This window comes from Streptomyces sp. NPDC034099, from assembly GCF_055575415.1.
On the sequence record NZ_JBVISR010000021.1, the window covers coordinates 72,882 to 94,652 of the forward strand.

23 protein-coding genes and 3 pseudogenes are annotated in these 21,771 nt (G+C 68.9%); 15 read left to right on the forward strand and 11 right to left on the reverse strand.

Going from position 1 to position 21,771, the window contains the following annotated elements; translation table 11 throughout:
- Positions 1–220: 220 nt before the first annotated feature.
- Positions 221–439 (forward strand): hypothetical protein, encoded by a 219-nt coding sequence (locus tag ACZ56V_RS36920; RefSeq protein ID WP_467380368.1) that lies wholly within the window; start codon positions 221–223, stop codon positions 437–439.
- A 250-nt stretch (positions 440–689) separates the two neighbouring features.
- Here ACZ56V_RS36920 and ACZ56V_RS36925 read toward each other — a convergent pair whose 3' ends face one another.
- Complete coding sequence (locus tag ACZ56V_RS36925; RefSeq protein WP_467380369.1) at positions 690–1,370, reverse strand: response regulator; 681 nt, start codon at positions 1,368–1,370, stop codon at positions 690–692.
- Positions 1,367–2,476 (reverse strand): sensor histidine kinase, encoded by a 1,110-nt coding sequence (locus ACZ56V_RS36930; protein WP_467380371.1) that lies wholly within the window; start codon positions 2,474–2,476, stop codon positions 1,367–1,369. Before ACZ56V_RS36930 ends, ACZ56V_RS36925 begins: the two co-directional genes overlap by 4 nt.
- Before the next feature lie 182 nt (positions 2,477–2,658).
- On the opposite strand from ACZ56V_RS36930, the gene ACZ56V_RS36935 reads away from it, so the two are divergent.
- From ACZ56V_RS36935 to ACZ56V_RS36950, 4 genes are read left to right on the forward strand one after another with little or no spacing between them, the layout of a single operon-like run.
- Entirely contained in the window at positions 2,659–3,297 is a 639-nt protein-coding gene (locus ACZ56V_RS36935; RefSeq protein WP_467380373.1) for a hypothetical protein, read from the forward strand.
- Positions 3,290–3,838, forward strand: coding sequence for a hypothetical protein (locus tag ACZ56V_RS36940; RefSeq protein ID WP_467380375.1), 549 nt, complete (start codon positions 3,290–3,292; stop codon positions 3,836–3,838). The genes ACZ56V_RS36935 and ACZ56V_RS36940 overlap by 8 nt, the downstream gene beginning before the upstream one ends.
- A gap of 26 nt (positions 3,839–3,864) precedes the next feature.
- The gene (locus tag ACZ56V_RS36945; protein WP_467380377.1) at positions 3,865–4,602 is read left to right on the forward strand and encodes a recombinase family protein; all 738 of its coding nucleotides are present in this window, start codon (positions 3,865–3,867) and stop codon (positions 4,600–4,602) included.
- Entirely contained in the window at positions 4,595–4,921 is a 327-nt protein-coding gene (locus tag ACZ56V_RS36950) for a hypothetical protein (protein ID WP_468947982.1), read from the forward strand. The genes ACZ56V_RS36945 and ACZ56V_RS36950 overlap by 8 nt, the downstream gene beginning before the upstream one ends.
- A 331-nt stretch (positions 4,922–5,252) precedes the next feature.
- Here the strand turns inward: ACZ56V_RS36950 and ACZ56V_RS36955 are convergent, their stop codons facing one another.
- Complete coding sequence (locus ACZ56V_RS36955) at positions 5,253–6,323, reverse strand: hypothetical protein (RefSeq protein ID WP_468947984.1); 1,071 nt, start codon at positions 6,321–6,323, stop codon at positions 5,253–5,255.
- Positions 6,324–6,685: 362 nt separating this feature from the next.
- On the opposite strand from ACZ56V_RS36955, the gene ACZ56V_RS36960 reads away from it, so the two are divergent.
- Positions 6,686–7,609, forward strand: a complete 924-nt coding sequence (locus ACZ56V_RS36960; protein WP_468947986.1) for an LLM class F420-dependent oxidoreductase — start codon at positions 6,686–6,688, stop codon at positions 7,607–7,609.
- 262 nt (positions 7,610–7,871) lie between these two features.
- On the forward strand, positions 7,872–8,297 hold the full coding sequence (locus ACZ56V_RS36965; protein WP_468947988.1) for a DUF6281 family protein: 426 nt from the start codon (positions 7,872–7,874) through the stop codon (positions 8,295–8,297).
- A 91-nt stretch (positions 8,298–8,388) separates the two neighbouring features.
- On the opposite strand, the gene ACZ56V_RS36970 is transcribed toward ACZ56V_RS36965, so the two are convergent.
- A complete protein-coding gene (locus ACZ56V_RS36970) occupies positions 8,389–9,885 on the reverse strand; it encodes a helix-turn-helix domain-containing protein (RefSeq protein ID WP_468947990.1) in 1,497 nt (498 codons plus the stop codon).
- 204 nt (positions 9,886–10,089) lie between these two features.
- On the opposite strand from ACZ56V_RS36970, the gene ACZ56V_RS36975 reads away from it, so the two are divergent.
- The 4 genes from ACZ56V_RS36975 (at position 10,090) to ACZ56V_RS36990 (ending at position 12,703) form a co-directional block, all read left to right on the forward strand.
- Entirely contained in the window at positions 10,090–10,713 is a 624-nt protein-coding gene (locus ACZ56V_RS36975) for a hypothetical protein (RefSeq protein WP_468947992.1), read from the forward strand.
- A gap of 474 nt (positions 10,714–11,187) precedes the next feature.
- On the forward strand, positions 11,188–11,535 hold the full coding sequence (locus tag ACZ56V_RS36980; protein WP_398909123.1) for a PRC-barrel domain containing protein: 348 nt from the start codon (positions 11,188–11,190) through the stop codon (positions 11,533–11,535).
- Positions 11,536–11,810: 275 nt separating this feature from the next.
- Positions 11,811–12,200: an MmyB family transcriptional regulator gene (locus tag ACZ56V_RS36985; RefSeq protein ID WP_467380389.1), complete on the forward strand. Its 390-nt coding sequence runs from the start codon at positions 11,811–11,813 to the stop codon at positions 12,198–12,200.
- A gap of 131 nt (positions 12,201–12,331) precedes the next feature.
- Entirely contained in the window at positions 12,332–12,703 is a 372-nt protein-coding gene (locus ACZ56V_RS36990; protein WP_104630267.1) for a hypothetical protein, read from the forward strand.
- Positions 12,704–12,855: 152 nt separating this feature from the next.
- Here ACZ56V_RS36990 and ACZ56V_RS36995 read toward each other — a convergent pair whose 3' ends face one another.
- Together ACZ56V_RS36995 and ACZ56V_RS37000 are read right to left on the reverse strand one after the other, a co-directional pair.
- Entirely contained in the window at positions 12,856–14,034 is a 1,179-nt protein-coding gene (locus ACZ56V_RS36995) for a PP2C family protein-serine/threonine phosphatase (RefSeq protein ID WP_468947995.1), read from the reverse strand.
- Between the two features lie 810 nt (positions 14,035–14,844).
- A complete protein-coding gene (locus ACZ56V_RS37000) occupies positions 14,845–15,480 on the reverse strand; it encodes a DUF6461 domain-containing protein (protein ID WP_467380392.1) in 636 nt (211 codons plus the stop codon).
- A 223-nt stretch (positions 15,481–15,703) separates the two neighbouring features.
- Here ACZ56V_RS37000 and ACZ56V_RS37005 point away from each other — a divergent pair, with 223 nt between their 5' ends.
- A complete protein-coding gene (locus ACZ56V_RS37005) occupies positions 15,704–16,177 on the forward strand; it encodes a GrpB family protein (RefSeq protein ID WP_468947997.1) in 474 nt (157 codons plus the stop codon).
- A 144-nt stretch (positions 16,178–16,321) separates the two neighbouring features.
- Here ACZ56V_RS37005 and ACZ56V_RS37010 read toward each other — a convergent pair whose 3' ends face one another.
- Positions 16,322–16,711 (reverse strand): hypothetical protein, encoded by a 390-nt coding sequence (locus ACZ56V_RS37010; RefSeq protein WP_398909135.1) that lies wholly within the window; start codon positions 16,709–16,711, stop codon positions 16,322–16,324.
- A gap of 68 nt (positions 16,712–16,779) precedes the next feature.
- On the opposite strand from ACZ56V_RS37010, the pseudogene ACZ56V_RS37015 reads away from it, so the two are divergent.
- Positions 16,780–16,908: pseudogene (locus ACZ56V_RS37015) on the forward strand (IS982 family transposase); the annotation flags it as partial.
- A 439-nt stretch (positions 16,909–17,347) separates the two neighbouring features.
- On the opposite strand, the pseudogene ACZ56V_RS37020 reads toward ACZ56V_RS37015, so the two are convergent.
- A pseudogene (locus ACZ56V_RS37020) lies at positions 17,348–17,596 on the reverse strand (dihydrofolate reductase family protein); the annotation flags it as partial.
- A 259-nt stretch (positions 17,597–17,855) separates the two neighbouring features.
- Between ACZ56V_RS37020 and ACZ56V_RS37025 the strand changes: the two are divergent.
- The gene (locus ACZ56V_RS37025) at positions 17,856–18,617 is read left to right on the forward strand and encodes a maleylpyruvate isomerase family mycothiol-dependent enzyme (protein WP_467380396.1); all 762 of its coding nucleotides are present in this window, start codon (positions 17,856–17,858) and stop codon (positions 18,615–18,617) included.
- Between the two features lie 293 nt (positions 18,618–18,910).
- On the opposite strand, the gene ACZ56V_RS37030 is transcribed toward ACZ56V_RS37025, so the two are convergent.
- Positions 18,911–19,384: a hypothetical protein gene (locus tag ACZ56V_RS37030; RefSeq protein WP_468948000.1), complete on the reverse strand. Its 474-nt coding sequence runs from the start codon at positions 19,382–19,384 to the stop codon at positions 18,911–18,913.
- 451 nt (positions 19,385–19,835) lie between these two features.
- Here ACZ56V_RS37030 and ACZ56V_RS37035 point away from each other — a divergent pair.
- A pseudogene (locus ACZ56V_RS37035) lies at positions 19,836–19,955 on the forward strand (short-chain dehydrogenase); the annotation flags it as partial.
- A gap of 52 nt (positions 19,956–20,007) precedes the next feature.
- On the opposite strand, the gene ACZ56V_RS37040 reads toward ACZ56V_RS37035, so the two are convergent.
- The gene (locus ACZ56V_RS37040) at positions 20,008–21,066 is read right to left on the reverse strand and encodes a glucose 1-dehydrogenase (protein WP_468948002.1); all 1,059 of its coding nucleotides are present in this window, start codon (positions 21,064–21,066) and stop codon (positions 20,008–20,010) included.
- Positions 21,067–21,283: 217 nt separating this feature from the next.
- Entirely contained in the window at positions 21,284–21,604 is a 321-nt protein-coding gene (locus ACZ56V_RS37045) for a MerR family transcriptional regulator (protein ID WP_104630274.1), read from the reverse strand.
- Positions 21,605–21,771: the final 167 nt, after the last annotated feature.

The window sequence follows — 21,771 nt, forward strand, 5'->3', positions numbered from 1 at the left end:
CCGATGGTTCGCTGCACGACTGTGTGGGAGAGAGCCAATTGGGCCTCCGAGACCCCTAGGCATAGGTTGACGGCATGGTCGAGGGGGCGAACTCCGCGGCGCAGACCATGCCGCAGGGGCAGCAGAGAAGAGGGCGGCATGCCGCCCGCCGGAAGAAGGACAAGGGCGGGCTGGCTCGTTCGTCCTTACCCACTCTCGCACGCCGGTCACCATCGGCTGGATGCAGCCCCTGCTCAAGGATCTCCCCGTCACCGCACGACGACTTCGCGAGGACCGAATCCTCGAAGAGGCCGCCGTCACCGGCGCCGACCCGCAACACCTTTGCGCGGTATTCAACATCACCCCCGACACTGGACTGCGCTACACCAGGCCATTCCACCCCGACCCCTTCGACCTCGAATCCGGCCTTGGGGACCAACAGAACAGCCAGTATCGGTGAGATTGATCTTGATTGACTCGCCGTGATCCTTTAGTACGAGTGATCCATTGCGTGCGGGTGTTGGGGTCTGAGGAACAACCGTGTCAGATCGTGCGCTAAGCAGTCGCTGGGCTGTTTGGCGCTTTGACCTGGGGTGATTGAGTGTCGGAGCCTTCGAGGATCGTTGTTGTCGATCTTCGGAGAGCTGTTGTGGCGGTCGAGTTCTGCCAGAACGCCTCGGTCGACGGCCCAGACGCCTCGCGCCTTCGCCCTACTCCCGTGGGACTGGGCCGGCCAGTCCGTTCTCCCAGGCCCAGGCGGCGATGCCCACCCGGTTACGGGCCTTCAGCTTCGCCTGGGCGTTGGCGATGTGGGTCTTGGCGGTTCCCGCCGAGATGGAGAGCTTCTCGCCGATCTCGGCGTTGGTGAGGCCCTCGGCGACCAGTCGGGCGATCTCGCCCTCCCGGGCGGTGAGAGGCGACAGGGCCGTGGGCGCTGCCGGGGCGGGGGCAGGGGCGAGGGTCTGGAGCAGCCGGACAGTGATCTGGGGGCTGATGAGGATGTCCCCGGCCATCGCCGCCCTGACCCCCTCGATCAGCAGCCCGGGACCCGAGCGCTTGAGCAGGAATCCGCAGGCGCCGTCGTGCAGTGCCGTGCGTACGTAGTCGTCGTGGTCGAAGGTGGTGATGACGAGGACACGCATCGGGGCGGGTACGCCGGGGCCCGCGAGGCGCCGGGTGAGTTCGAGGCCGTCCAAGCCCGGCATCCGGATGTCGGCGAGGATCAGGTCAGGGCGCAGGGTGCGGGCGAGGTCAACGGCGGTGAGGCCGTCCGCCGCCTCGCCGACCACGGTCATGTCGGGCTGCGAGCCAAGAATCAGGCGGAAGCCGCTGCGTACGTCTTCCTGGTCGTCGGCGATCAGGATGCGGGTCGGGCCGAGGGACGTCGTCATGGGGACTCTTTCCGGAGCGTGGCAGGCAGGACGGCGGTGAGCTGCCAGCCGCCGTCGCCGTGCGGCCCCGCCGAGAGGGTTCCGCCGAGGGCCTGGGCGTGCTCGGTGAGAGCGGGGAGGCCGAGGCCGCCCCGGGAGACGCGGCGGCGGGCCGGGGCGGGGCGGGCACCGCGGTCATTGGTGACCCGGATCTCCACAGTGGTGGCCGTGGGGGTGAACGCGACGGTGGCGCGGGAGGCGTCGGGAGCGTGCCGGCGGATGTTGGTCAGCGCCTCGACGACGATGCGGTACGCGGTGGAGCCCGCCTCGCGTGAGAGCCCCTCCGTGACCAGGGGAGGCAGGTCCAGATGCGCCTCGGTGGCCCCCGCTGAGCTGAAGTCCGATATCAGCGAGGGCAGTTGGGATACATCGGGGAGCGGCTCGGTGGCGGGTGCCGGACCGTGCAGCATCTGTACCGTCCTGTCCATCGCGGCGAGGGCGCTCAGGCCCGCCTTCTCGATGCGTTCCAGGGCGAGCACCGCCTGGGAGGGGTCGGTGGCGGCGACGAAGCGGGCCGCCTGGGCCTGGACGACGATCCCGCTGATGTCATGGGCGACGAAGTCGTGCAGGTCGCGGGAAAGCTGAAGACGCTGGGCCCTGCGGGCCTCGGCCACCGCGCTCCGGCGACGGAGTTGCTGGCGGCGGGGGTAGGCGCCGGCCGCCACCGCGACGGCTACGGGAAGCAGCCAGAAGGTGGCGATTCCGATGGATTCCAGGAAGGACTCACCGTCGACCAGTGGCAAGGGCCAGAGGGTCACGGCGAGGGCGGTCAGCGGGAGTGTCGGCTTGAGTTCGCGCAGGGGTGACCAGCGGGTGACCGCGGCCAGGAGGAGCAGCAGGATGGCGGCCTCGGCCAGCTTCCAGCCGGAGCCGAGACCAGCGTTGGGCAGGGTGAAGCTGGTGGTCAGGGAGAGGACCGCGCAGGCCGTGGTTGGGTGGGCGAGGCGGCCGAGCCGCTGACGAACTGCGGTCCGGGGGCGGGCAACGGCCCACACCAGCGTGCCTGCGGTCGCGAGCGACGGCAGAGCGTCAAGCACCTTGACCACCGGGCCGGTTGATTCCCACATGGTGATCAGCGTACGGGCGGGCGAGGCGGCGGGGCTCTCTGCCGAACGGCATAGAAGGGCTGGGCGGCGGCGCGATCTTTGTGCCGATCGGTGGATGGGACCGCAGGGGCGCCGGGGGTGAAGCTTGAGCCGTTCAACCGACCACGGTCACATATCCACCCTTTACAACATGGGAGTTCATCATGCGCAACACCGCAATCGGCGTTACGGCAATCGCGGTCCTCGCCGGGCTGGCCACTGCCGGGCCCGCTCCCGCTGCCCCGGCTCCGTCCGCTGAGAGCAAACCGGCGAAGAGCGCGAGCGTTCACGGCGAAGCGCGAATTTCGTACATCGAGTCGATCGACCACGACATCCGCTTCACCATCCATGCCGAACAGAAGCCGTTCACTCGGCCGTTGCCCCCCACGGCCCCTCAGGGACTGTCCACAGACGCCGTGGGCACCCTGAAGATCTCCCACACCCTCCCTGGCGGAGCCACGGGGTGGGCGGAGGCACTGGTGGACTGTCTGGTCACCAGCCACCGGACTGCAACCATGACCGCCATCGTGACGAAATCGAACGTAGAGGAGGTCGGCGCCCGGCTGGGCATCAGCGTCCAGCAGGGCGCCAAGGGCGAGCCCGACCGGCTCGGCTTCTCCTGGGGGGTGGTGAACGTCGACCCCGGGAACGTTGATGAGAATGGTCAGCTCGTAAGGCCGCAGGCCGGTACGTGCATGGCCCCCGCACCGTTCACGACCGTGATCAAGGGCGGCTTCAAGGTGGTCCACGCCGAGATAACGAAGTCCCCCACCCAGCCCGAGGCGGCGATCCGCCGTGGCTGACACCCTGACCGCCGAGTCACCCGTACCGGCCGTGCCACAGGTCCGCCGTTCCGTCCGCCTGGCGGCGCACGCCGCCGCACTGACCCTGGTGCCGTCCGGGCTGTGGCGCATCGCCGTCGCCCTGGGCTGGGACTCCGGATTCACCGATGAGGTCCTTCGCCCGGAGAACTTTCCCGGCGAAGGGTCCCCCTATCTGATCGGACTCAGCCTGTTCGCCGAGGCGCTCGGGCTGCTCACCCTGGGCCTGGTCCACAGATGGGGCGAGGAACTTCCGCGCTGGGTACCGGCCCTGGGCGGCCGGAGAATCCCCGTAATGGCGGCGGTGATCCCCGCCTCGCTCGGCGCGGCGCTCGTCACCCTCATCACGGTCACCGGCGCGTTCACCTGGAACGACGCGGACAACATGGGTGCCGCCGGATCCCCCGAAGGCGGCCACTACTGGCTGATGACCGCCTGCTATCTGCCACTGCTGGCCTGGGGGCCGCTGCTCGCGGTAGTCACGGCGGCCTACTACCGCCGGCGTCGGGGTCGGGGTCGCTGAGTCCCGCCGTCCGCAGGTCCTGGAACATGTGCTCGGGCCGTGCTCCGGAGGAGCGATCAGCCCGCGCGGACAGGCTAGACGGGACCGGCGGGCCGGGCAGGAGCAGTGAACAATCCTGCGGATCTCAACGTGCATCGCGCGGAAGGCGCTCGCCCTGGCCCACCAGTTCAAGCAGGCCGCCCCCGAGACACCGGTCATCTTCACCGGTCCACGAGCTCAAGCGCCTCGCGCGCAACGCCGCCGAGCTGATGACGCTGTCCGCCGAACTCCAGGCCGGAGGCATCCAGCTCGAACTCCTCACTGGTCCGCTCACCGGCGTCTACGACCCCGACGGCATGGGCGCCATGTTCTTCGCCGTACTCGCGGTCGCCGGGCAGATCGAGCGCAACTACATCCGGGAGAAGACCCTCGAAGGGCAGGTCTCTGCGGCGGCCAAGGGCAACCACGGCGGACGGCCGAAGGTCATCGACGACGACATGCTCACCTTCGCCGTCGCGCTCAAGAACAAGGGCGTCCCTGTTCCGGAGATCACGAAGAAGCTGGTCATCAAGACGGGGAAGAACGCGGGCAAGAACCCCTCGGTCGCCTCGCTCTACCGGGCGCTCGCTGAGACCGAGGACGCCGCGGTGGACGACGGCCTCCCGCACCGGCCCAAGCCCGTCCGCATCCGCCGGCCCGAGGACCCGCTCACCCCCGAAGAGATCGACCTCCGCCAGCGCCTCCAGACCCAGCCCCACCCGAACGCCGGAGGCCCCCGTGGATGACCTCGCGACCGTACGCGCTCAGGAGTGCGCGAAGGTGTACGACGAACTTCTCGGTGCTGCCGCCCGGCTCGATATGCTGCGACGCCTGGAAGGCGGGGGCGTCGACCCCCACGCGACCGCGGCCATGCACGCGCTCCCGTTCGCTGCCACCATCCTCTGGCCAGCAGTCCCGAGCACTCCGCCGCCTGGCTACCGCCATGACAGCGAACGCCTGCTCCAGCTCGCCGCCAACTGGCGCGAGGCAGCACTGGAACTCGGCGAGTTCGCCCCACTGCCTCCCGTCCTGCGACTCGTCAGCGACACGGCGCCGCCCTCGTAGCTCACCGATCCGGCATCAAGATCAATCTCACCGATACTGGCTGTTCCGTTGGCCCCCAAGGCCGGAATCCGTCGGAACCGAGCCGCACACAGCCGAGGACCCCGGGTGGCAGGGGCCAAGTTCGTGAGGCCGGCGCTTCAGAAATCGCGAACTCAGGCGCTTTCCCAGGCGGGTATATCGGCGAGTCCACGAGCCGGGAGATCGCATACGCCCACGCCACCGGCAAGCCGACCTCGTTTACCGATCCCTCTGATCAGTAGACGTTCGTGGTGCGCGCGGGCAACGAGTCTCGGTCGGCCTTGGAGCGGGCTGAGCACGGTTCTTTTTCTGGTCAGGTTTGCTTGCGACAGGCGATGTAGTCGAACCAGTCCCGCTTCGCGTATGCGGTCCACCGTGTGGCGTTGCTGATGCTCGTGCCGGTGAGGTTGGCGAGGACGGATGCTGGCAGGTCGGAGGCCAGGGCGAGGCGGGCGCTGTTGCGGCTGGCGAGGCCTTCGAAGCCGTGGCGTCGGAGCAGTAGGCCGAGGTATTCGGACCGGATGGGTCGCGCGGGTTCCTGGCCGGGGAAGAGCCACGGTGTTGTGCTGGCTGTCTGGTTGATGGTCCAGCGCTCCGCGCTTACTTTCCGCTGCTCAAGCAGCAGTTGATCGACTCTGGGCGGCAGGCGCAGGCTGTGTCCATCGATGCCGAGTTCCACGGCGTCGCCGCTGACGATCACGTCGTGGATGGTGAGGCCGAGGAGCCGTGTGTAGGGAAATCCGAAGAGTAGTACCAGGGCCCCGACGGTGCGGACGATGCCAGGGAGAGCCGCTGCCGAGAGGCAGCGGCGCAGTTGCTGAACCCGCTCTTCCTCTTTGATGAACGTCTTGGGTGCCGCGACACGTGGTGACGGCACGTTCAGATCTGAGGCGAGGCCGCGGCGCCCGGCCCAGGTGATGAAGGGCCTGACGTCCCTTCTCGTGATGCTGCCTTCGTCGAGCCACTGGTCGAGGACGAGCTGAGTGAGCTGATCAAGTCTTGTTCCCTGGTCATCGAGCCAGGTCAGCAGTTCGAGTACTCGCCTCAGCGTTGACCTCGTTCTGTTCTGCGTAGGGATTCGAGTGGGTCTGTGACGGTTAGCGCGGCGGAATCGATGAAGGAGGTCCCAGTGGGCGAAGGGAGTGACGATCCGGCGATGGTGGTCGGGCGCCTGCGCTAACAGTTCATCCGCCGCTCGAGGAAGGGCTTCGAGGTACTCGTCTCGCGGAGGCAGGAGTCCAGCCGCGACGAGCAGGTCGCGGACGTATCGGGTCGTCGGCGTGCTGGCCAGCTCGTCGAACTGCTGGTGGGTCGGCTTCGTGCCAGTGCACGTGAGCTGGTTCAGTAGATCGCTGACCCCGTCGTGGGACAGCCAATAGATCACGCTGTGCGGTCGCCCGGCGCCGACCAGGGCCAGGTAAGTGGCCGCCAGGGGAGAGGGGAGAGCTTGCTCATCTCCGCCGAGTCGCTTGGCCAGTTGGGCCTTGAGGAAACACCGTGAGCACAACTGGACGCGGCTCGGGGTCCAAGTGCACGACCCCGTCGGCGAGGACCAGGTGCGCGGCCCCTGGCAAATCAATGACTCGACTCACGTTGCATTCAACGCAACAACGTTGGGTTGGTTACGCGGGCCTGGCCAGAGCGTCAGCGGCATCGACGGGTTGGAACTAACCTCTCCACCACCTGCCACAAACTCGCCTTGATCGTGCGAACCGTATGTTGCATTGGATGCAATACGGCAGCCTGATGACAGTAGGAGTAGCGCTCAACGCGAGCGACGCGCGGAATCAGGTCGACGCCTCGGTGGAACTGACCCGTGAGGCCGCCGCCGCGGGACTCCGCTCCGCCTGGTTCGGGCAGACCTTCGGCGCGGACTCGCCCCAACTCGCCGCAATCGTCGGGCGCGAGGTGCCCGGAATCCACGTGGGCACCTCCGCGATCCCCGTCTTCGGACGGCATCCCCTGATCGTCTCCAGCCAGGCCCAGACCGCCCAGGCGGCCAAGCACGGCCGCTACCACCTCGGACTGGCGCTGGGCACCAAGCTGCTCACCGAGGGCGGCTTCGGCCTGCCGTTCGAACGGCCCATCGCCCGGCTGCGCGAATTCCTCACCGCACTGCGGCAGTTGACGCAGACCGGCACCGCCGACTTCCGCGGCGAACTGGTCACGGCCCGCACGCCGGTCCCGGCCCGCGTGCCCGGCGCGGAAGCAGGCGTCCCCCTGCTGGTCGCCGCGATGGGAGCGCAGTCCCTGCGGGTCAGCGGCGAACTGGCGGACGGGATCCTGCCCTACCTGGCGGGCCCGCGCGCACTGGAGACGCACATCGTTCCGGCCCTTACGGCAGCGGCCGAGGCCGCCGGCCGACCCGCGCCGAGGATCGTCGCCCTGGTCCATGGAGTCGTCACGGACGACGTGGAAGCGGTGCGGGAGAAGGCCACCGAACAACTGGCGTTCTACGAACAGATCCCGTCGTACGAGCGTGTCATCGAGCAGTCCGGGGGACGCCGGGCGTCCGACGTGGCGGTCATCGGCGACGAGCGGACGGTCGCGGCCGAACTACGGCGCTACCGGGACGCCGGGGCGACGGAGGTGGTGTTCTCCGGCACGGAGATCGCGGGAGAGGCCGACCGTCGACGCACCTGGACACTCCTCGGTGAACTGGCCGGGTGAGGCGGCTCCACCAGTCGCCACGGGAGGCGTACACCCGACAACTGCTCGGCTCATGCCAGCAGGCGGCCGGAGCCCGCAAAGGGGGCCCAGACCGGCGAGCATCTTGTGAGAAGTGCCAGCCACCGAGAGCGGAACGAACCAGTCCGCCTCGAGCTCCGTCATGGTCGTGAATTGATCGGGAGCCGCGCCCGGGGGCCCGAACCTCCCCTGGGTCATGCGGCACCCGGTGAGACGGAGCACACGCTCCAGAAGGAGCCCACTGATGCGATTCAGCATGTCGAGCCGACGCAACGCCGCTACGTCGACGCGGTCGCGGCAGCTGCCGTGGTACTCGGGCATGGTCGCGGCCGCGCTGACGACCGCCTGCACGACACGGGGCGGTGGCGGGGAGGCCGAAGGGTCGTGCGCGATCGCCGCCCTGTACGGGGGCCGCACCTACACGCAGGTGGACAACGTCAGCTTCACTGTGGGCGAAGCACTCGGCCCCGCCGAGTTCCCGCCCTGCGATGACACGCCGGGCCACGACGACGATGACGCGAGGTCCGAACCGGGCACGGCCTACGCCGTGGACGGCTTGAATCCACGTGTAGCCATCGCGATGCGGTACACCTCGGACGAGATCGTGCTCCTCGCCGTCCAACCCGGTGGCAGCCTGCCTCCAGAGATCAAGGCCCTGGCACGAGGCTAGGGTTGGACCAGGTGTTCCGACCAGAGCAAGACGCCTGCTTCGCCACTGCTTCAGACGGTTGACGCACCGTTCGACGGTGCTGCGCAGCCGGTCACCTGTAGGGCCCCCATCGGCGTCCGAGGGTGTCGTACATGTAGCGGGGCAGGCCGTCGATGGCGCTGGTGCGGAACGGGCGGCCGGCGTCGTCGATGCGGACGGTGCCCGTGCGGCCCTGGGAGGACCAGTCCAGCTCCAGATACCAGCGGCAGTCGCACGAGCTGGTCCCGGCCGTGACCAGCAGCACCTCGGGGTCCTTCGCGGAGACGCGGTAGGGCATGCGCACGGCCGGGATGGGCGTGCCGGCGTCGTTCCCGGCGACCGCGCGGGCGATGGGGCGGTCCTTGTCCAGGTCCACGGCGAAGTACCGGGGAGTGATCGATCCGCCGCAGCCTTGGTCCATCGCGTAGGCATTGCCGTCGGCCGGCGCCGTGCGGCCGACCACGCGCACGCGCAGCGCCTCCAGCACGACGGCCGTGTCACTGCGCCCCTGCACCGACAACTGCACCAGCGTCTCGCCGCCGTGCACCGCGCTCTGCGTCGCCGCCCACGGCGCCGCGTCCTGCGGGGCGGGGGGAGGGGGGACCTGGCTCGGCGGCTTGGCGATGACGTAATCGTGACCGCAACCCAGCTTCCATGCCTGTGAGTTGACGGACCAGGTGAGTGGCAGCCCGGCGGGCTGTCCACCGCGGGACGGGGCGGATGTCGCGCCGGGCGGGCGAGAGGCACCTGGCTTCTTCTTCGCAGTGGCGGAGCCCGAAGGCCGCGCGGACGTCCCGGAGGTGCCGGAGGCGTCGGAGCCGGGGATGCCGCCAGGGCTGGGGGAGATGCTCCGCCGCTCGCCCGACCTGGCCTCCGCCGTACCGGACGCCGTAGGGCCGGCGACCTGACCGGGACCGTCGGCGGACGGCCGCCGCCCGTCCGGCAGCGCGGACAGGGTCCCGAGCGTCGCGAGCACGGCACAGACGGAGGCCAGCCCGACCACGAGACGTCTGCGGCGGTACCAGGGGCGGCGCGGGCGCGGGGGCGCGGTCGCCCAGGACGGTCCGGACGCACGGGCTGTTTCGGCGCCCGAGTCGCTGGTGCCGTGCGGCGCGGAGTCCGCCGGGGCCACCGATCCGCCGGCGGCCGTCGGCGCCGTGTCCGATGCGGTGCCGCCCTCCACCCCTGTGTCCGGCCCGTCCGCCGCGTCGTTCACGGCTTCCACCGCCGCAGCACCGGCCGCGCTCACCACCGCCTCCGCCGTACGAGGCCGGCGGCGGGCCGCCACTGCCCTGAGCCAACGACGGTGGAGTTCCAGGCGTTGCTCCGAGGTCGCCCCGCACAGGGCCGCGAAGCGTTCCACGGGGGCGAAGTCGAGCGGCACCGCGTCGCCCGCGCAGTAGCGGTGCAGCGTCGAGGTGTTCATGCCCAGACGGCGGGCCAGCGAGCCGTAGCTGCGGTCCGTGCGCTCCTTCAGCGCCCGCAACAGCGCCGCGAACTCAGCCACTTCGTCGATGCCGTCGCCGTCCTCCTGTGCCGACACAGGTCCACCCGTCCTCGTACGACCCATCTGGCCCGGGACGATATCCCAGGCACCCCATGTACCTGCACGTCGGACGGGCTGGGATGGTTCCACCCCGCCCGATCGGCCGTCGGCTGTTGCGCCCGGCCACCGTGACCGCAGATGCTCTTGGTGCCGCACCGACCAGGCCCGGGCCTACCAGCCGGCGCCCCGCGGCAGCCACGTCCACGCTTCATCCACGGGGGAACGCCCATGTCCATGCGCATCCGAACAAGCGCGCTCACCGCACTCACCGTCGCCGGACTCGCGGCGGCCACGGTCCTCACGGCACCGGCCGCCGGCGCCGCGCCGAAGGCTGCCGCGCCCACGTTCCTGTCGGCGTCTCAACTGCCGCCGCACCCGACGTCGACCTGGACCGCCGGGCCCGTCACCGACGGGTTCCCGGAGGAACTCGGCCTCTGCGTGAGCACGGAGGGCGTGCCTTCCTACGCTTACCGGCACCGGCAGTTCCGGACCGGCCTGGACACCAGCGCCGTGCAGTTGACCGTCGTGACGGGCTCAGCCGGGCAGGCCAAGGCCCTGGCGAAGCACTACGACGACCTGATCCGCACCTGCGCCGACCGCATCGAGGGGTCCTCGCCCGACGTGGAGGCCGACGGCCGCGACTACGGCAAGCTGCCGGTCGAGGAGGGCGCCCGCGTCCGTGGCCTGCACACCGAGACGTCCTGGGGCGCCAACGACATCGCCCTGCTGTCGGTCGGGCGGGACGGCAGGACCGTCACCGTCGTCAAGTGGGGACAGATGGGCGACTTCCAGAACGCGCCCGTGGCGGCCTTCAAGAAGACCACGAGCACGGCCGTCGACAAGCTGTACTGACCGGACGGCCGCCGAAAAGACCGGGCCGTCCTCCCGCCACGGGGGTCGGGAGGACGGCCCCGTATCGGTCATCTGACCGGTCGGGGCGGCGCCCGCGCCCGAGAGACCTTTCGGCGCGGGTGCGGTGTGGTGTGGTGTGCGTTGGAGGGCATGCCCTGGGCTGCCGGACCACTTGGGCGACGTCGCCCCATGGTCGCGGACCTCGCACCCGTGTACCGATACGACCGGCGTGGTACCGGGCGTTCCCCTTGGGAGGGGCGTCATTCCCTTCGGTACTCGGTAGCCAATCACCGGTGAACGGCCCGCACATCAGCAGGAGGGCCCGGCCTCTTCGTCAGCGAGCCTGCCGCGGTCTGACGCTCGGTATCCCTTGGTGATTTCCGCTTGGTTGTCCCGCAGGCGCCGGGGAAGAGGGGGAAGCATAGAGGCTGAGAAGGACCGCAGCTCAGTTTGCTGAGGACAGGAGAGGGACCAATGGCAAGTGTCTGGATGTACGCGCCGGAGATCGGGTACGGGGCCCAGCAGTCGTTGGTGGGGTTCACTGTGGAGGCCGCCGACGGCGTCATCGGACACGTGGACCGCCAGCAGGACCAGCCCGGCATGCAGCACCTCGTCGTCGACACCGGAGTGTGGAAGTTCGGCAGAAGCGTCCTGATCCCGGCCGGCGCCGTCACCGGCATCGACACCGAGGCGCAGAAGGTGCACGTCGCACCGTCCCGGGAGGAGATCAAAGCCGCTCCCCGTTTCGCCACCGACAGCGAGACGGCCGACCCCGGCTACCTGTCCGGGGTCGGCGACTACTACTTGTCCCTTCGTACCTGAGCAGGCGGGCGGGAACGTCGAGCGGGTCGACGTGGTCCGCGCCCGGAATGATCAGGAGAAGGGCCTTACGGGGCGCCAACAGGTCGGCGTCCACCGGGAGGGTCTCGGGCAGCACGCGGTGCGCGGGGGCGACATCGCCGTCCCTGTCGAAGGGGATCTCGTGTGACCCGCGCGCGAAGGTGCCGTTCTCGGCGTCGATCCAGCGCTGCCGGCTGAGGTGGTCCACGACCTTCTGGCTCTGCTCACGCGTGTAGTACTCCTCGTGGCCGCGGGACATGTCGTACATCAAGGCCGTGGCGACCGCCTTGATACGGCTGTCCGCGGCCGACGGCTGGGACGCCGATGCCGCCGCCACCGTCGCTCTGCTGCGCGCTGAGGCCGGGCGTGAACCGCATGACCGGGCCCTGCGCGAGCTGATCGGCGAACTGTCCACCCTCAGTGCCGATTTCCGCACCCTGTGGGCCGCGCACGACGTCCGTATCCGCCACGAAGGCGTCAAACGGCTGCAGCACCCGAAGTCCGGCCTCCTCAGGCTGACCTACCAGTCCCCGGACCTGCCCGTGCCCCGGCGAGTTGTGCACGACGCCGAAGACCATCTCAGGCTCCTCGCCAGCCTGGCGGCGACCCGCGCCCGGACGACAGAGCCCACCGACCCACTCGGCTGACCCGTCATCGCCCTCCTGGCGCCCTGGGCCTAGTCACGCATCGAACGGGCGTCTGTCTTGCGTGCCTTGAAGCCGGCCCGGCACAGTGTGTAACCAGAAGGTGATTCAGTGCACGCGAACAGGAGAGGCTTATGGCCAAAGCTCGTAGGGCACGGTTGCGAATCTCCACGGTCACGGTTGCCTTCGGTGCCGTCATCGGCTTGCTGCTGGTGACCGCAGCGCCGGCGAGTGCCGAAGTGAAGTCCACCTGCGGCACCTATATCTGCGTCGCCACTGCCTACCAGGGCCGTGACTACGTCCAGGACATCACCGTCACCACGCGGGACGGCCTGCCGGGAACATTGCGTGCTTTCGTCGGCGACTACCGGGGGAGCAAGGCGAACGTCTCGCGGTGGCGGTTCGTCGTCAATCAGGAGATCAGGGCCTATCCGAGGCTGGCCGTTTGCGGCGGTCTCGATCGTGGTGGTCGGGTCATCGAGAACCACTGCGTGATGATCCCCTGATTCCTCGATCGGCCGTACGCCTGTGTCGCACCGCAGTAACCCGACCACTCAGTGAGAGACCGCACCGATCGTGCAGGACGAGGCCTTCCCGTCACCCGTCGGCGGAACTCGTCCGCAGGATCAGTGAGAATCGCCGGCGCGGCGCGAGGTGTTCACGCTGTGATCTCCGGCGCTGGCCCGTACCAGTCCAGGCACAGGACCGTGGCGTCGTCCCTCACCTCGCCCTTGCAGGCGTCGGTGACGGCGTTGACCATGGCGCGTACGGCCTCGCGGGGATGCTCACCAGCGGTGTCCCGGATGACGCCGGGCAGATCGACGGTTCCCGCCTGGCGTTCTTGCATGCCGTCGGTGTAGAGCACTAGGCGGTCACCGGGGCGCAGGTCGAAGTCCTGCACCCGATAAGGGGCCCGGGCGGGCACACCGAAGGGGAGGTTGATGTGCAGCGGGATCTCCTCGACGGTGCCGTTGCGCAGCCGCAGGGGCCAGAGATGGCCGGCGTTCACGAGCTGTGCGCTGGACCCGTCCAGGGCGATGCGCAGGAGTTGGCCGGTGGCGAAGGTACGGCGCCCGTAGCTGAGGACGGCCTGGTGCGTCTGGCGGGCCTGTTCGGCAAGGCCGGCCCCGGCGCGGCGGGCGCCGCGGGAGGCATTGACCAGGAGAGTGGCGATGAGCGAGGCGTCGACGTCGTGGCCCATCGCATCGGTGATCGACAGGTGCAGAGTGTCGTGGTCGAGACTGTAGTCGTAGGTATCACCGGCGATGTCGGAGGCCGGGACCAGAGCACCGGCGAGGGCGAACTCGGCGGCCTCGCAGGAGGGGGCCGAGGGCAGGAGCTGGCGTTGGATCTCCGCGGCCAGGGTGACCGAGCCGGCGCGATTGCCCCAGTAATAGAGATCGGTGAAGCGGCGGTCGGTGACGATGATGTACGCCAGCGCGTGCGCGACCTCTTCGACCTGCGCCAGCACGTCTGATGTCACATGGTCGAGATAGAGCTCCAGGACGCCGATGGTGTCGCCGCGGTTGCTGACCGGGGAAAGCACGCGGTGCCCTTGTGCGCCTTCCGACGTGCGTACCAGTTTCTGGGTCCGCAGAACCTCGTCGTACACGCTGTCAGCCAGCGGTACCTGATCAGCGCCGCGCTCGTGCGCCGTTGTCTTCTCCTCGTTCACCCGCAGCAATCGGCGGCCGACGACGTCAACGAACAGGAACGACACGCGATGCGCGTCGAACCGGTCACGCAGATTGTGCGCTACGACATCGAGGGAGTGCACCGGTGCGGCGTCCTCCGCCGCTGCAAGCACCTCGGCAAGCCCGAGCTGAACACGTTCCATATCAGCCTCCCTGAGTTAGGGACCCTCCTTCCCGCAGACCCCGCGTCCATCACGCATCACCCAACCACCCGCGAGGTTTGCGAGGCCGTTCCACGGGCAGCGCCGAGGGCGGCAGTCACCTCATCGAAGTTGAGGGGTGTCGTCGGGTCACGCGGCTCGGTCCCCCCACCGGGGGAGTCGTCGTCCTCTTCGGACGCTTGCCGTTGCGCGGCTTTCTCGCGGGCGCGGAGGCACGCCCAGGTGAGGGCGGCTGCGCCGGTGAGGTACCAGGGCAGGGGGCCACAGCACGTGCCACCACATGCCGTGCGGCGCGAGGAGCAGATCGCGGCGGCGGTGGTCATGCCGACTGCGAGGCTCCAGCACAGCACGCGACCGGCCCACTGGAGGGCACGAGCGGGCCCGCGCGCCGGGGAGTGGCGGCGGATGGGGTGGGAGCAGGGCATGCGTCTGCCAGATGCGCTCATCGCAGGATGTCCTTCAACAGCAGGGGCGGTTGCCGCGGGCTGGGGGACCACGCAATGGAGGGCGCTGGCGCGTCCTGCGCTTCGCAGTGTCAGCTCTGCTCACCGTCGCGCTCGTTGGATACATCGTCCTTCGTCTTCGGCGGCACCGCGGGGAGACAGCTGGCTGAACAGGGCATACCGAGCACGCACGAGAACCGACGGCCGTCGCATCGGCTGGGAGGTCCAGCTGCCCACCCCGGCCTGGCACACCTGCCGCCTTGCCTACGCTCAGCGCAACGACACCCACATGTCACCCCGTTGGTCGTCTCAACCCTGGGTTGCGGGACCTGGCAATCTGGGAGTGGTGTCAGGTGAAGGCAGCTGCCACGAGCTCGGCCTCCGTCTCCTCCCAGGGGAGATGGATGGCGAGCTCGCTCTCGAGGAACCGCAGGAACGCGACATCGCCCGGCTCGTCACCGCTGTGCACGAACCCGAGTGCCACCTCGGCCGGCATGCCGTCTGTCAGGTGAGGCAGGCCAGGCTCGAAGGACGTCACCACATCGCCGCGGCAGGCATAACTGACACGGCTGAAGCCCTTGGCGTTGCGATGCACGCAGAACGCCCGCCCCCGCTCGGACAGCGCCGCGAGGTACGTGTCCGTTCGACAGTGGAACTCCTCCAGCGCGTAAGCCCAGCCCGCTACCGAGCCCGCTCGGACGATGGTGCTGGGCGGGGCAGGCAGAAAACCGGCGCGCGTCAGCCGGGCAACCGTCGCATCGTCTTCGCAGTCCAGGAAGTCGAGGTCACTGACGTCCTCCGACTCATCCCTCAGCAGCAGTTCGTACGCTGCGGAGCGGGTGAGTGGGACAACGTGGCGCTCCTCGGCACCGACGCGACACAGCAGCTCGTGCGGCGAGAGGCCCTCGCTGAGTGTGAGCGTGAAGCCGATGCTGTAGACATCGGCTATCCAGCGCAGTCCGTTCTCTGTAGTTCCCTGTTTCATCAAGCTGCCCTTCCCGCACAGTGGCCGCCGCGGTGCCGCCCCCCTGCGAACAGAACCTATCGGTCAGTACCGACACCCACGTGAGGTAAGACAACCCATACCAACGGAAGCGGCCACCGTCTCGATGACATCGGGGCACTGGCGCGCGTTCAGACACCGGCCTCAAGTGGGCCGCGGACGATGTAGTTGGGGAGGTTGCGGAACCCGAGGGCGGACTCGGAAGATGCTCGAGCCGTCCGTTGATCGCCTAGACGGGTGCCGGGCCGGCACATCGGCGTCGAGGGTGTTGATGAAGCTGGTCATCGACATCGTCGTGGCGGTCCGCGACATCACCGCGGAGGAGGAGTACCTCGACCCTTTGCTCGCGTGTGGATACGTCCTACGTGTCCGAGAGCCCGGCCACCGCCTGCTGCGCGCCGAATCGCGGGACCTGCACCTGCACATCCTCGAAGACGCAGACCCAGCCATCGACGAGTACCTGCTGCTTCGAGACCACCTGCGGGCCGATGAGACGGATCGGCACCTCTACGAGAGCACCAAGCGCGATTTGATGACACGCGAGTGGGCCGACATGAACGCCTACGCCTACGCCGTCGCCAAGACCGGGGTGATTGAAGAAATCAAGGCACGTGCGCGCAGCCGACGCGGCGCGCACCGGGGACCGTCTTCAAACGGACCTTGCCCAGAGCAGGACTGACACCGAGCGCGCCTACTGCTTCCAAGTGGTGCGACGACGCACCACGCCTGACCAACAAACAACCCACGTCGCGGACATGGGCTGGTGCTCCGGGCCGCCCCCGTTCTTGGTTCACGGCCAGCCTCTTGACCTGGCAGCGGACGGTCAGGCGTCAGGGTCGACTTCGGGGTGCGTGAACCGCACGGGCTTGCTCAGCGACCGCGCGTAGGCGATCTCGGCTCGGGTGCTGTCTCCGATGTAGTCGCCGACCACGAGCACCTCATCAGCGAGGCGGATCTTCGCCCGGTGCAGATCGTCGAGTTGAACCTTCAGCGCCTCGGCCTCGACAGGATCGGACCAAAGCGCGTGCGGCGACTTCATGTCGCAACCCGGTTTGACGACGATCTTTCCCGCTTTGGTCTCCCGCAGGTCGGCCTCGTTCATCTCGGTCATGAAGCGGGTGGAGCCGCAGATCACGACGATACGCGGGAGGCGCAACAGCTTCTTCGCGTCGGCGAGCTTCTCCTCGGGGGTGAGCAGCGGCGGGGATGACACTGGTTCCTCCTGGTTATTTGGCCAAGGGTGCCTGCGGAGACGAGAACGAGGGCATTCAAGATCGTTTTGTGACGAAGGACGCGGACACCCTCGCGACGGCACCTTATGCGACGGCTGACGACATGCCGAAGGAGCATCCCGACCTGGCACCGTGGCACGCGCCGGTAGGCATTGCACCCCGCCTGAGCGATGCCGAACCGGCCGCTCGCTCGACAGGACAACTCCACGGCAAGCCCAGTAGGCAGCCGCCTGCTGGACGCCGCGCACCAGAAGCTCGGCGGCACCGTCGTTTTGCGGACCCGCCACGCAGCCTGAGTTGATCACTTTGTTGTGCTGGTCGTTTGGCGACGGTCAGCGTGCGGGCGGTGCCGGCGGGGTGGGTTGAGCTTGACGATGATCTCGGCGTGCCCAGCCGGCAACGCGCTCGTCCGGTCCTTGGGGGAGACCCGCCATCACGGTCGGGGTCGACATCAGCGGCCTCGGCCGCCCAGTGATCAACGCCGCCCCGGCGTAGTGGACGATCAGCCAGGCCCAAGTCTCCTGACGCGACGGCGCTGTGGGCGGTCGATGCGCGTCTATATCGGCACAGCAGAAGCCGGTGCAATGTCAGCAACCGGCGCGGCTCGGCGGGTCCGGCTTGGCGGCGTGCCAGTCGCGGGCGTATTGCAGGATGTGCGGCGGCAGATCGGCCTCGGTATGCACGGTCCCCCAGAAGACCATCGTCTCGTACATTCGCCGGCCGTAGAGGTACGTGCCGACGGGACGGAAGACGTCGTTGATGAAGGTGTGGACCTCCGGATCCTCGACCCCAGGACCGAGGTTTCCGTCCGCCGCCTCGGCGTAGCCGTCGAGCGAGGTGATCATCGAGTAGATGAGCTTGGCCACGGGTCTCCTTCAGGTGGTGTGGCTGGTGTGCTCGGGGTTGGGTGGAAACACCGAGAGCCGGGCGTCGGTGACGTTGACGGCCTGACCGCTCTCGCATCCGCCTTCCTCCACCACGCCGCCAACGCAGCGGTGCCTCCTGGCGATCGATGCTCGACCTCCAACCGCCGTGACCTCAGCGGGTAAAGGTCTCTAGCTCGCAGCTGACGGCGGCCCGGTAAATAGGGTGCGGCCGGTTGAGTTGGGGTGATAGCCAAGCGATGTGACAGAGAGTCTTGAGTATTCCGCCCTGCTGCGACTGATCGAGGAGCGGTCGGCCGCGTTCCGGAGTGCGGTTGCCGCCGCGCCCAGCCTTGACGCGCCGGTGCCGTCCTGCCCCGAGTGGACGTTGTTCGATCTGGTGCAGCACCTGGGTACGGGCCAGCGCTGGTGGGCCGCGATCGTCGACGCGGGCCCGGCCGAGGCTCCGCCGGCCAAGGATGCCGCGGAGGCGCCGCGCGAACTCGAGGCGCTGCTGGCCTGGTTCACCGAGTCGAACGAGCTGCTGCTGAGTGCGCTGCGCAAGGCCGGCCCGGAGCGCGAGTGCTGGGCGTGGTGGAGCGCCGGCGTGTCGCCGGCGAATGCCTGGGGCGTTGCCAGGCGCCGGGTGCACGAGGTGCTGGTGCACACCTACGACGCCCAACTCGCCGCAGGCGCCGTACAGCCGATGCCGACGGACGTCGCGATCGACGGCGTCGCCGAGTTTCTCGACACCTGCAACTCCACGCCGGCGGCCTGGCCGCACGAGGCCGCCACCATCCACTACCACGCCACCGAGGGCCGCTCTTGGCTCCTCGCGCTGGACGGCACCGGCGCCTGGCCCGCACCCCTCACGGACGACGCCGCGCCCGCCTCCGCTTCGGCCACGGGCACGGCCGAGCAGCTGCTCCTCTTCGTCTGGGGCCGCCTCACGCTGAGCGACCTGACGATCGAGGGTGACCAGAAGGTGTTCGAGCAGCTGATCGCCTGGGAGCCCGACGAGTAGCCGGTCAATACCGCCAGCGGACGACCAGGAGGACCTCGTACCGTTCGGGCTCGAGCCCCACCCGCCGGGGATCGGCTGCGTGCGAGGTCCGAACCGAATTGGGTCTCGGTGCCGTGGACGGGGAGAAGCCGTCCACGAGGCGACGGTACGCCGCGAAGGGGCCTGGCGCCTTGGCGCCGGCAGTTCAGCGCAGCGCGTACCGCTCCAGTCACCTCGGCCGCCGTTCCAACTCGGCATGTGGCCGGGGTGCTCGAAAGGCGCAGGGAGACGTCTGCGGCGGAAGAACGAAACCGCTAGAGCCGGAACCGTCTGGGCCGCCACGACCATCCCGCGTCGAGGACCGACTGCCGCAGGACGTTGCTCAGCTCGCGTGTGTCCCATGTCTTGACTCTGCGGCGGCGGCCGTCGGGCCCCCGCTCGTACGTCCACTCCACCGAGAACCCGCCACCTCGACCGTACTCGCGCGACGTGGACGACCTCCCCTTTGTGCTCGTGCGCTGCTCCTGCAGTACCCGCACCTCGTGCCGTTCCGGGTCCAGGCGCATCCTGATTGTCAGACGCTGGTCGACCTGTTCACCGAACGAGCGGTGCGACATCCGCCAGTCGGCCACCAGGTCGGCCTTCTCCGCAGGGCCGGCCGGCCGCACGCGGTAAGGCACGCCCGGCCCGTTCACCGAGAGCAGTGCGTTCTGGACCTCGGCAACGGCGAGCGGTGCGACGCCGCCGGCGGGGTACCTGGTTCCGGTCAATCGTTCGAAGAGGCCCACCGGTTGAGCCTACGGCAGGCAGGCCACGGCCAGGGGAAGTCCCGTCTCCGTCGACGTGCGTCCACGCGGTGCACGCACTTGCGCGCGCCACCGGATGCGAGCCCCGGACCGAACAGGGCCCCAGGGCAAGCCCACAGTCGCGGCCGTCGGCGCGCTCATCGACGCGGCCCTCGACCCCGCCCAGGTGCTGTGGCGACTCCTGACGGCACTCGAACACGACAGGATCGGCACACCTGCCGACTGAAGCGGAGCCTCCTGTGATCGCCGAGCCCACCAGCCACGCCCGTTGGCGGCGAGGTGCGTGTCAGGTGGTGCGTGCAGCAGCAGTCGTATTCGTCCGGGGACTGTTGTAGTGGGCCCTCATGGCGGGACTGGCAGCGGGACCGGCGGCGAATGCGCAGGTACGGCTGTCGTCGAGGCGGCGGCCACTTTTGGCATCGACAACCACGGGGTCATCCACGTCTCTTCGATCCAGCGCCGTATGCCGCTGTGGAACGGGACCCTGGCCTACGCCGCCGCCAAGGCCGCGCTGACCGCCTACAGCAAGGGCCTGGCCAACGATGTCGCCCCTTCCGTGAAGCGATCACCTCGCTCGTGCACGAACTGAGCGGAACCCGCGTGGTTCAGCAGTCTTCGTCCAGAGTGATGATCACTTTGATGTCGCCATCCTGGGCGGTGAATGCCTCCGCGGCGCGCTCCAGCGGCACCCGCCTGGTGATCATCCGCTCCAGCCAGCCGCGGTCCGCCTTCGCGAGGGCGTCCGCTGCTTGCCGGTAGTGGCGCAGGTTGGCGTTCACGGAACCCACCACGGCGTCGTTCTCCAGCACGAGCTCTCGGTTGATGGTCCCGGCATCGACCGAGAGCCGCCGCCCCTTGGCGGAAACACCGGTCAGGCAGACGATCCCGTAGGTGGCCGTACCTGCCATGGCGTCAAAGACGAGCTGACCCGCCCCGGTGGCCTCGATCACCACGTCGGGAACGACCTGCGAGGTGACCTGGTCGAGGTCCTCACAGTGGTAGGTCGCGCCCAAGTCCTTCACCAAGGCAGGCTTGGGGCCGGCGGTGACCCGGTCCAGCACGTGAACGTCCAGTCCGCGCTGCACGCCCAGCAGCGCAGCCAGCAGGCCGATCGGCCCGGCGCCGGTCACCAGGGCCCGTCGGGGCTCGAACCAGGAACGGCTACCGACTCGCTCGATCTGCTCCCATGCCTTGGCCACCACGCTGGTGGGCTCGAGCAGCATCCCGACGCGCTCGAGGGCGGGATCCAGTTTGACAGCGTATTCACTTTCCACGGTCCAGAGCTGGCTTGCGTAGCCGTCGTGCTCCTTGATGCCCCGCTCGGTGTAGCGGCCGTTGCGGCACATGTCGAACGCGCCGCGCGCGCACGCCCCGCAGGGCACCGGATCGGGGCGGCGCACGACGCCCACTACCAGGTCACCGGCCTGGAACTCGCTGTTCGGCGGCGCGGTGCGCACTCGGCCCAGTGATTCATGGCCCAGGACCAGCCGGCCGTGGCCGGGTGGTGCCCACCCGTACTCGCCGGCCACGATCTCCTTGTCCGTGCCGCAGACGCCCACCGCCAGGCCGCCTACCAGGAGTTCGCCTTCGTCGGGAACGGGATCAGGAACGTCACGTACCTCCAGGGAACCAGCAGTCAGGGGGTGAACGGTTACTGCGCGCATGAGCGCCCTCCAAAGACCGTGCGCCTAGCAGCCACAACGGCGGCTCGCCATGCTGCGCCTGTACGACCTCAGCCGGGCGAATAGTCTCGTTCCGCTTCTGTGAGTCCCCGGGTTTCGGTCCGCTATACGTCCGGCCACCCATTCAACGGACGGAGACGTCCCGGTTGCTCCGGGAATCGCCGGCGCTCCCCGTGCGGCGACCACAGGGATGAGGCGTTCAGTGTGTTTGGGTGCGTAGTTGCTCGTTGATGCGCTGGGCCTCCTCGAGCTGGTCTTCGAGGACGATGATCCGGCAGGCGGCTTCTATGGCGGTACCGGCGTCGACGAGTTCGCGCGCGCGGGCGGCGATGCGCAGTTGGTAGCGGGAGTAGCGCCGGTGGCCCCCTTCGGAGCGCAGGGGGGTGATGAGGCGGTGCTCGCCGAGGGCGCGGAGGAAGGCGGGGGTGGTGCCGAGCATGTCGGCGGCCCGGCCCATGGTGTAGGCGGGGTAGTCGTCGTCATCGAGAGGGACGGCGGGGCGGGTACTGCGAGGGGGCATAGACCTCTTCTTCCGGGGGATGCGTCGAGGGGCCCGGGGGGGGTGCGGGGGGCGGGGGCGGGAGGTTTGACAACACCCGTGGAGCGAGAGCCGCCGGGGTTTTTTTTTCTCTTTGGTCCTCCTCTGGGGGGGGGGGTGCGTGGGGGGCTGGGGCGTGGCCCGGGAAC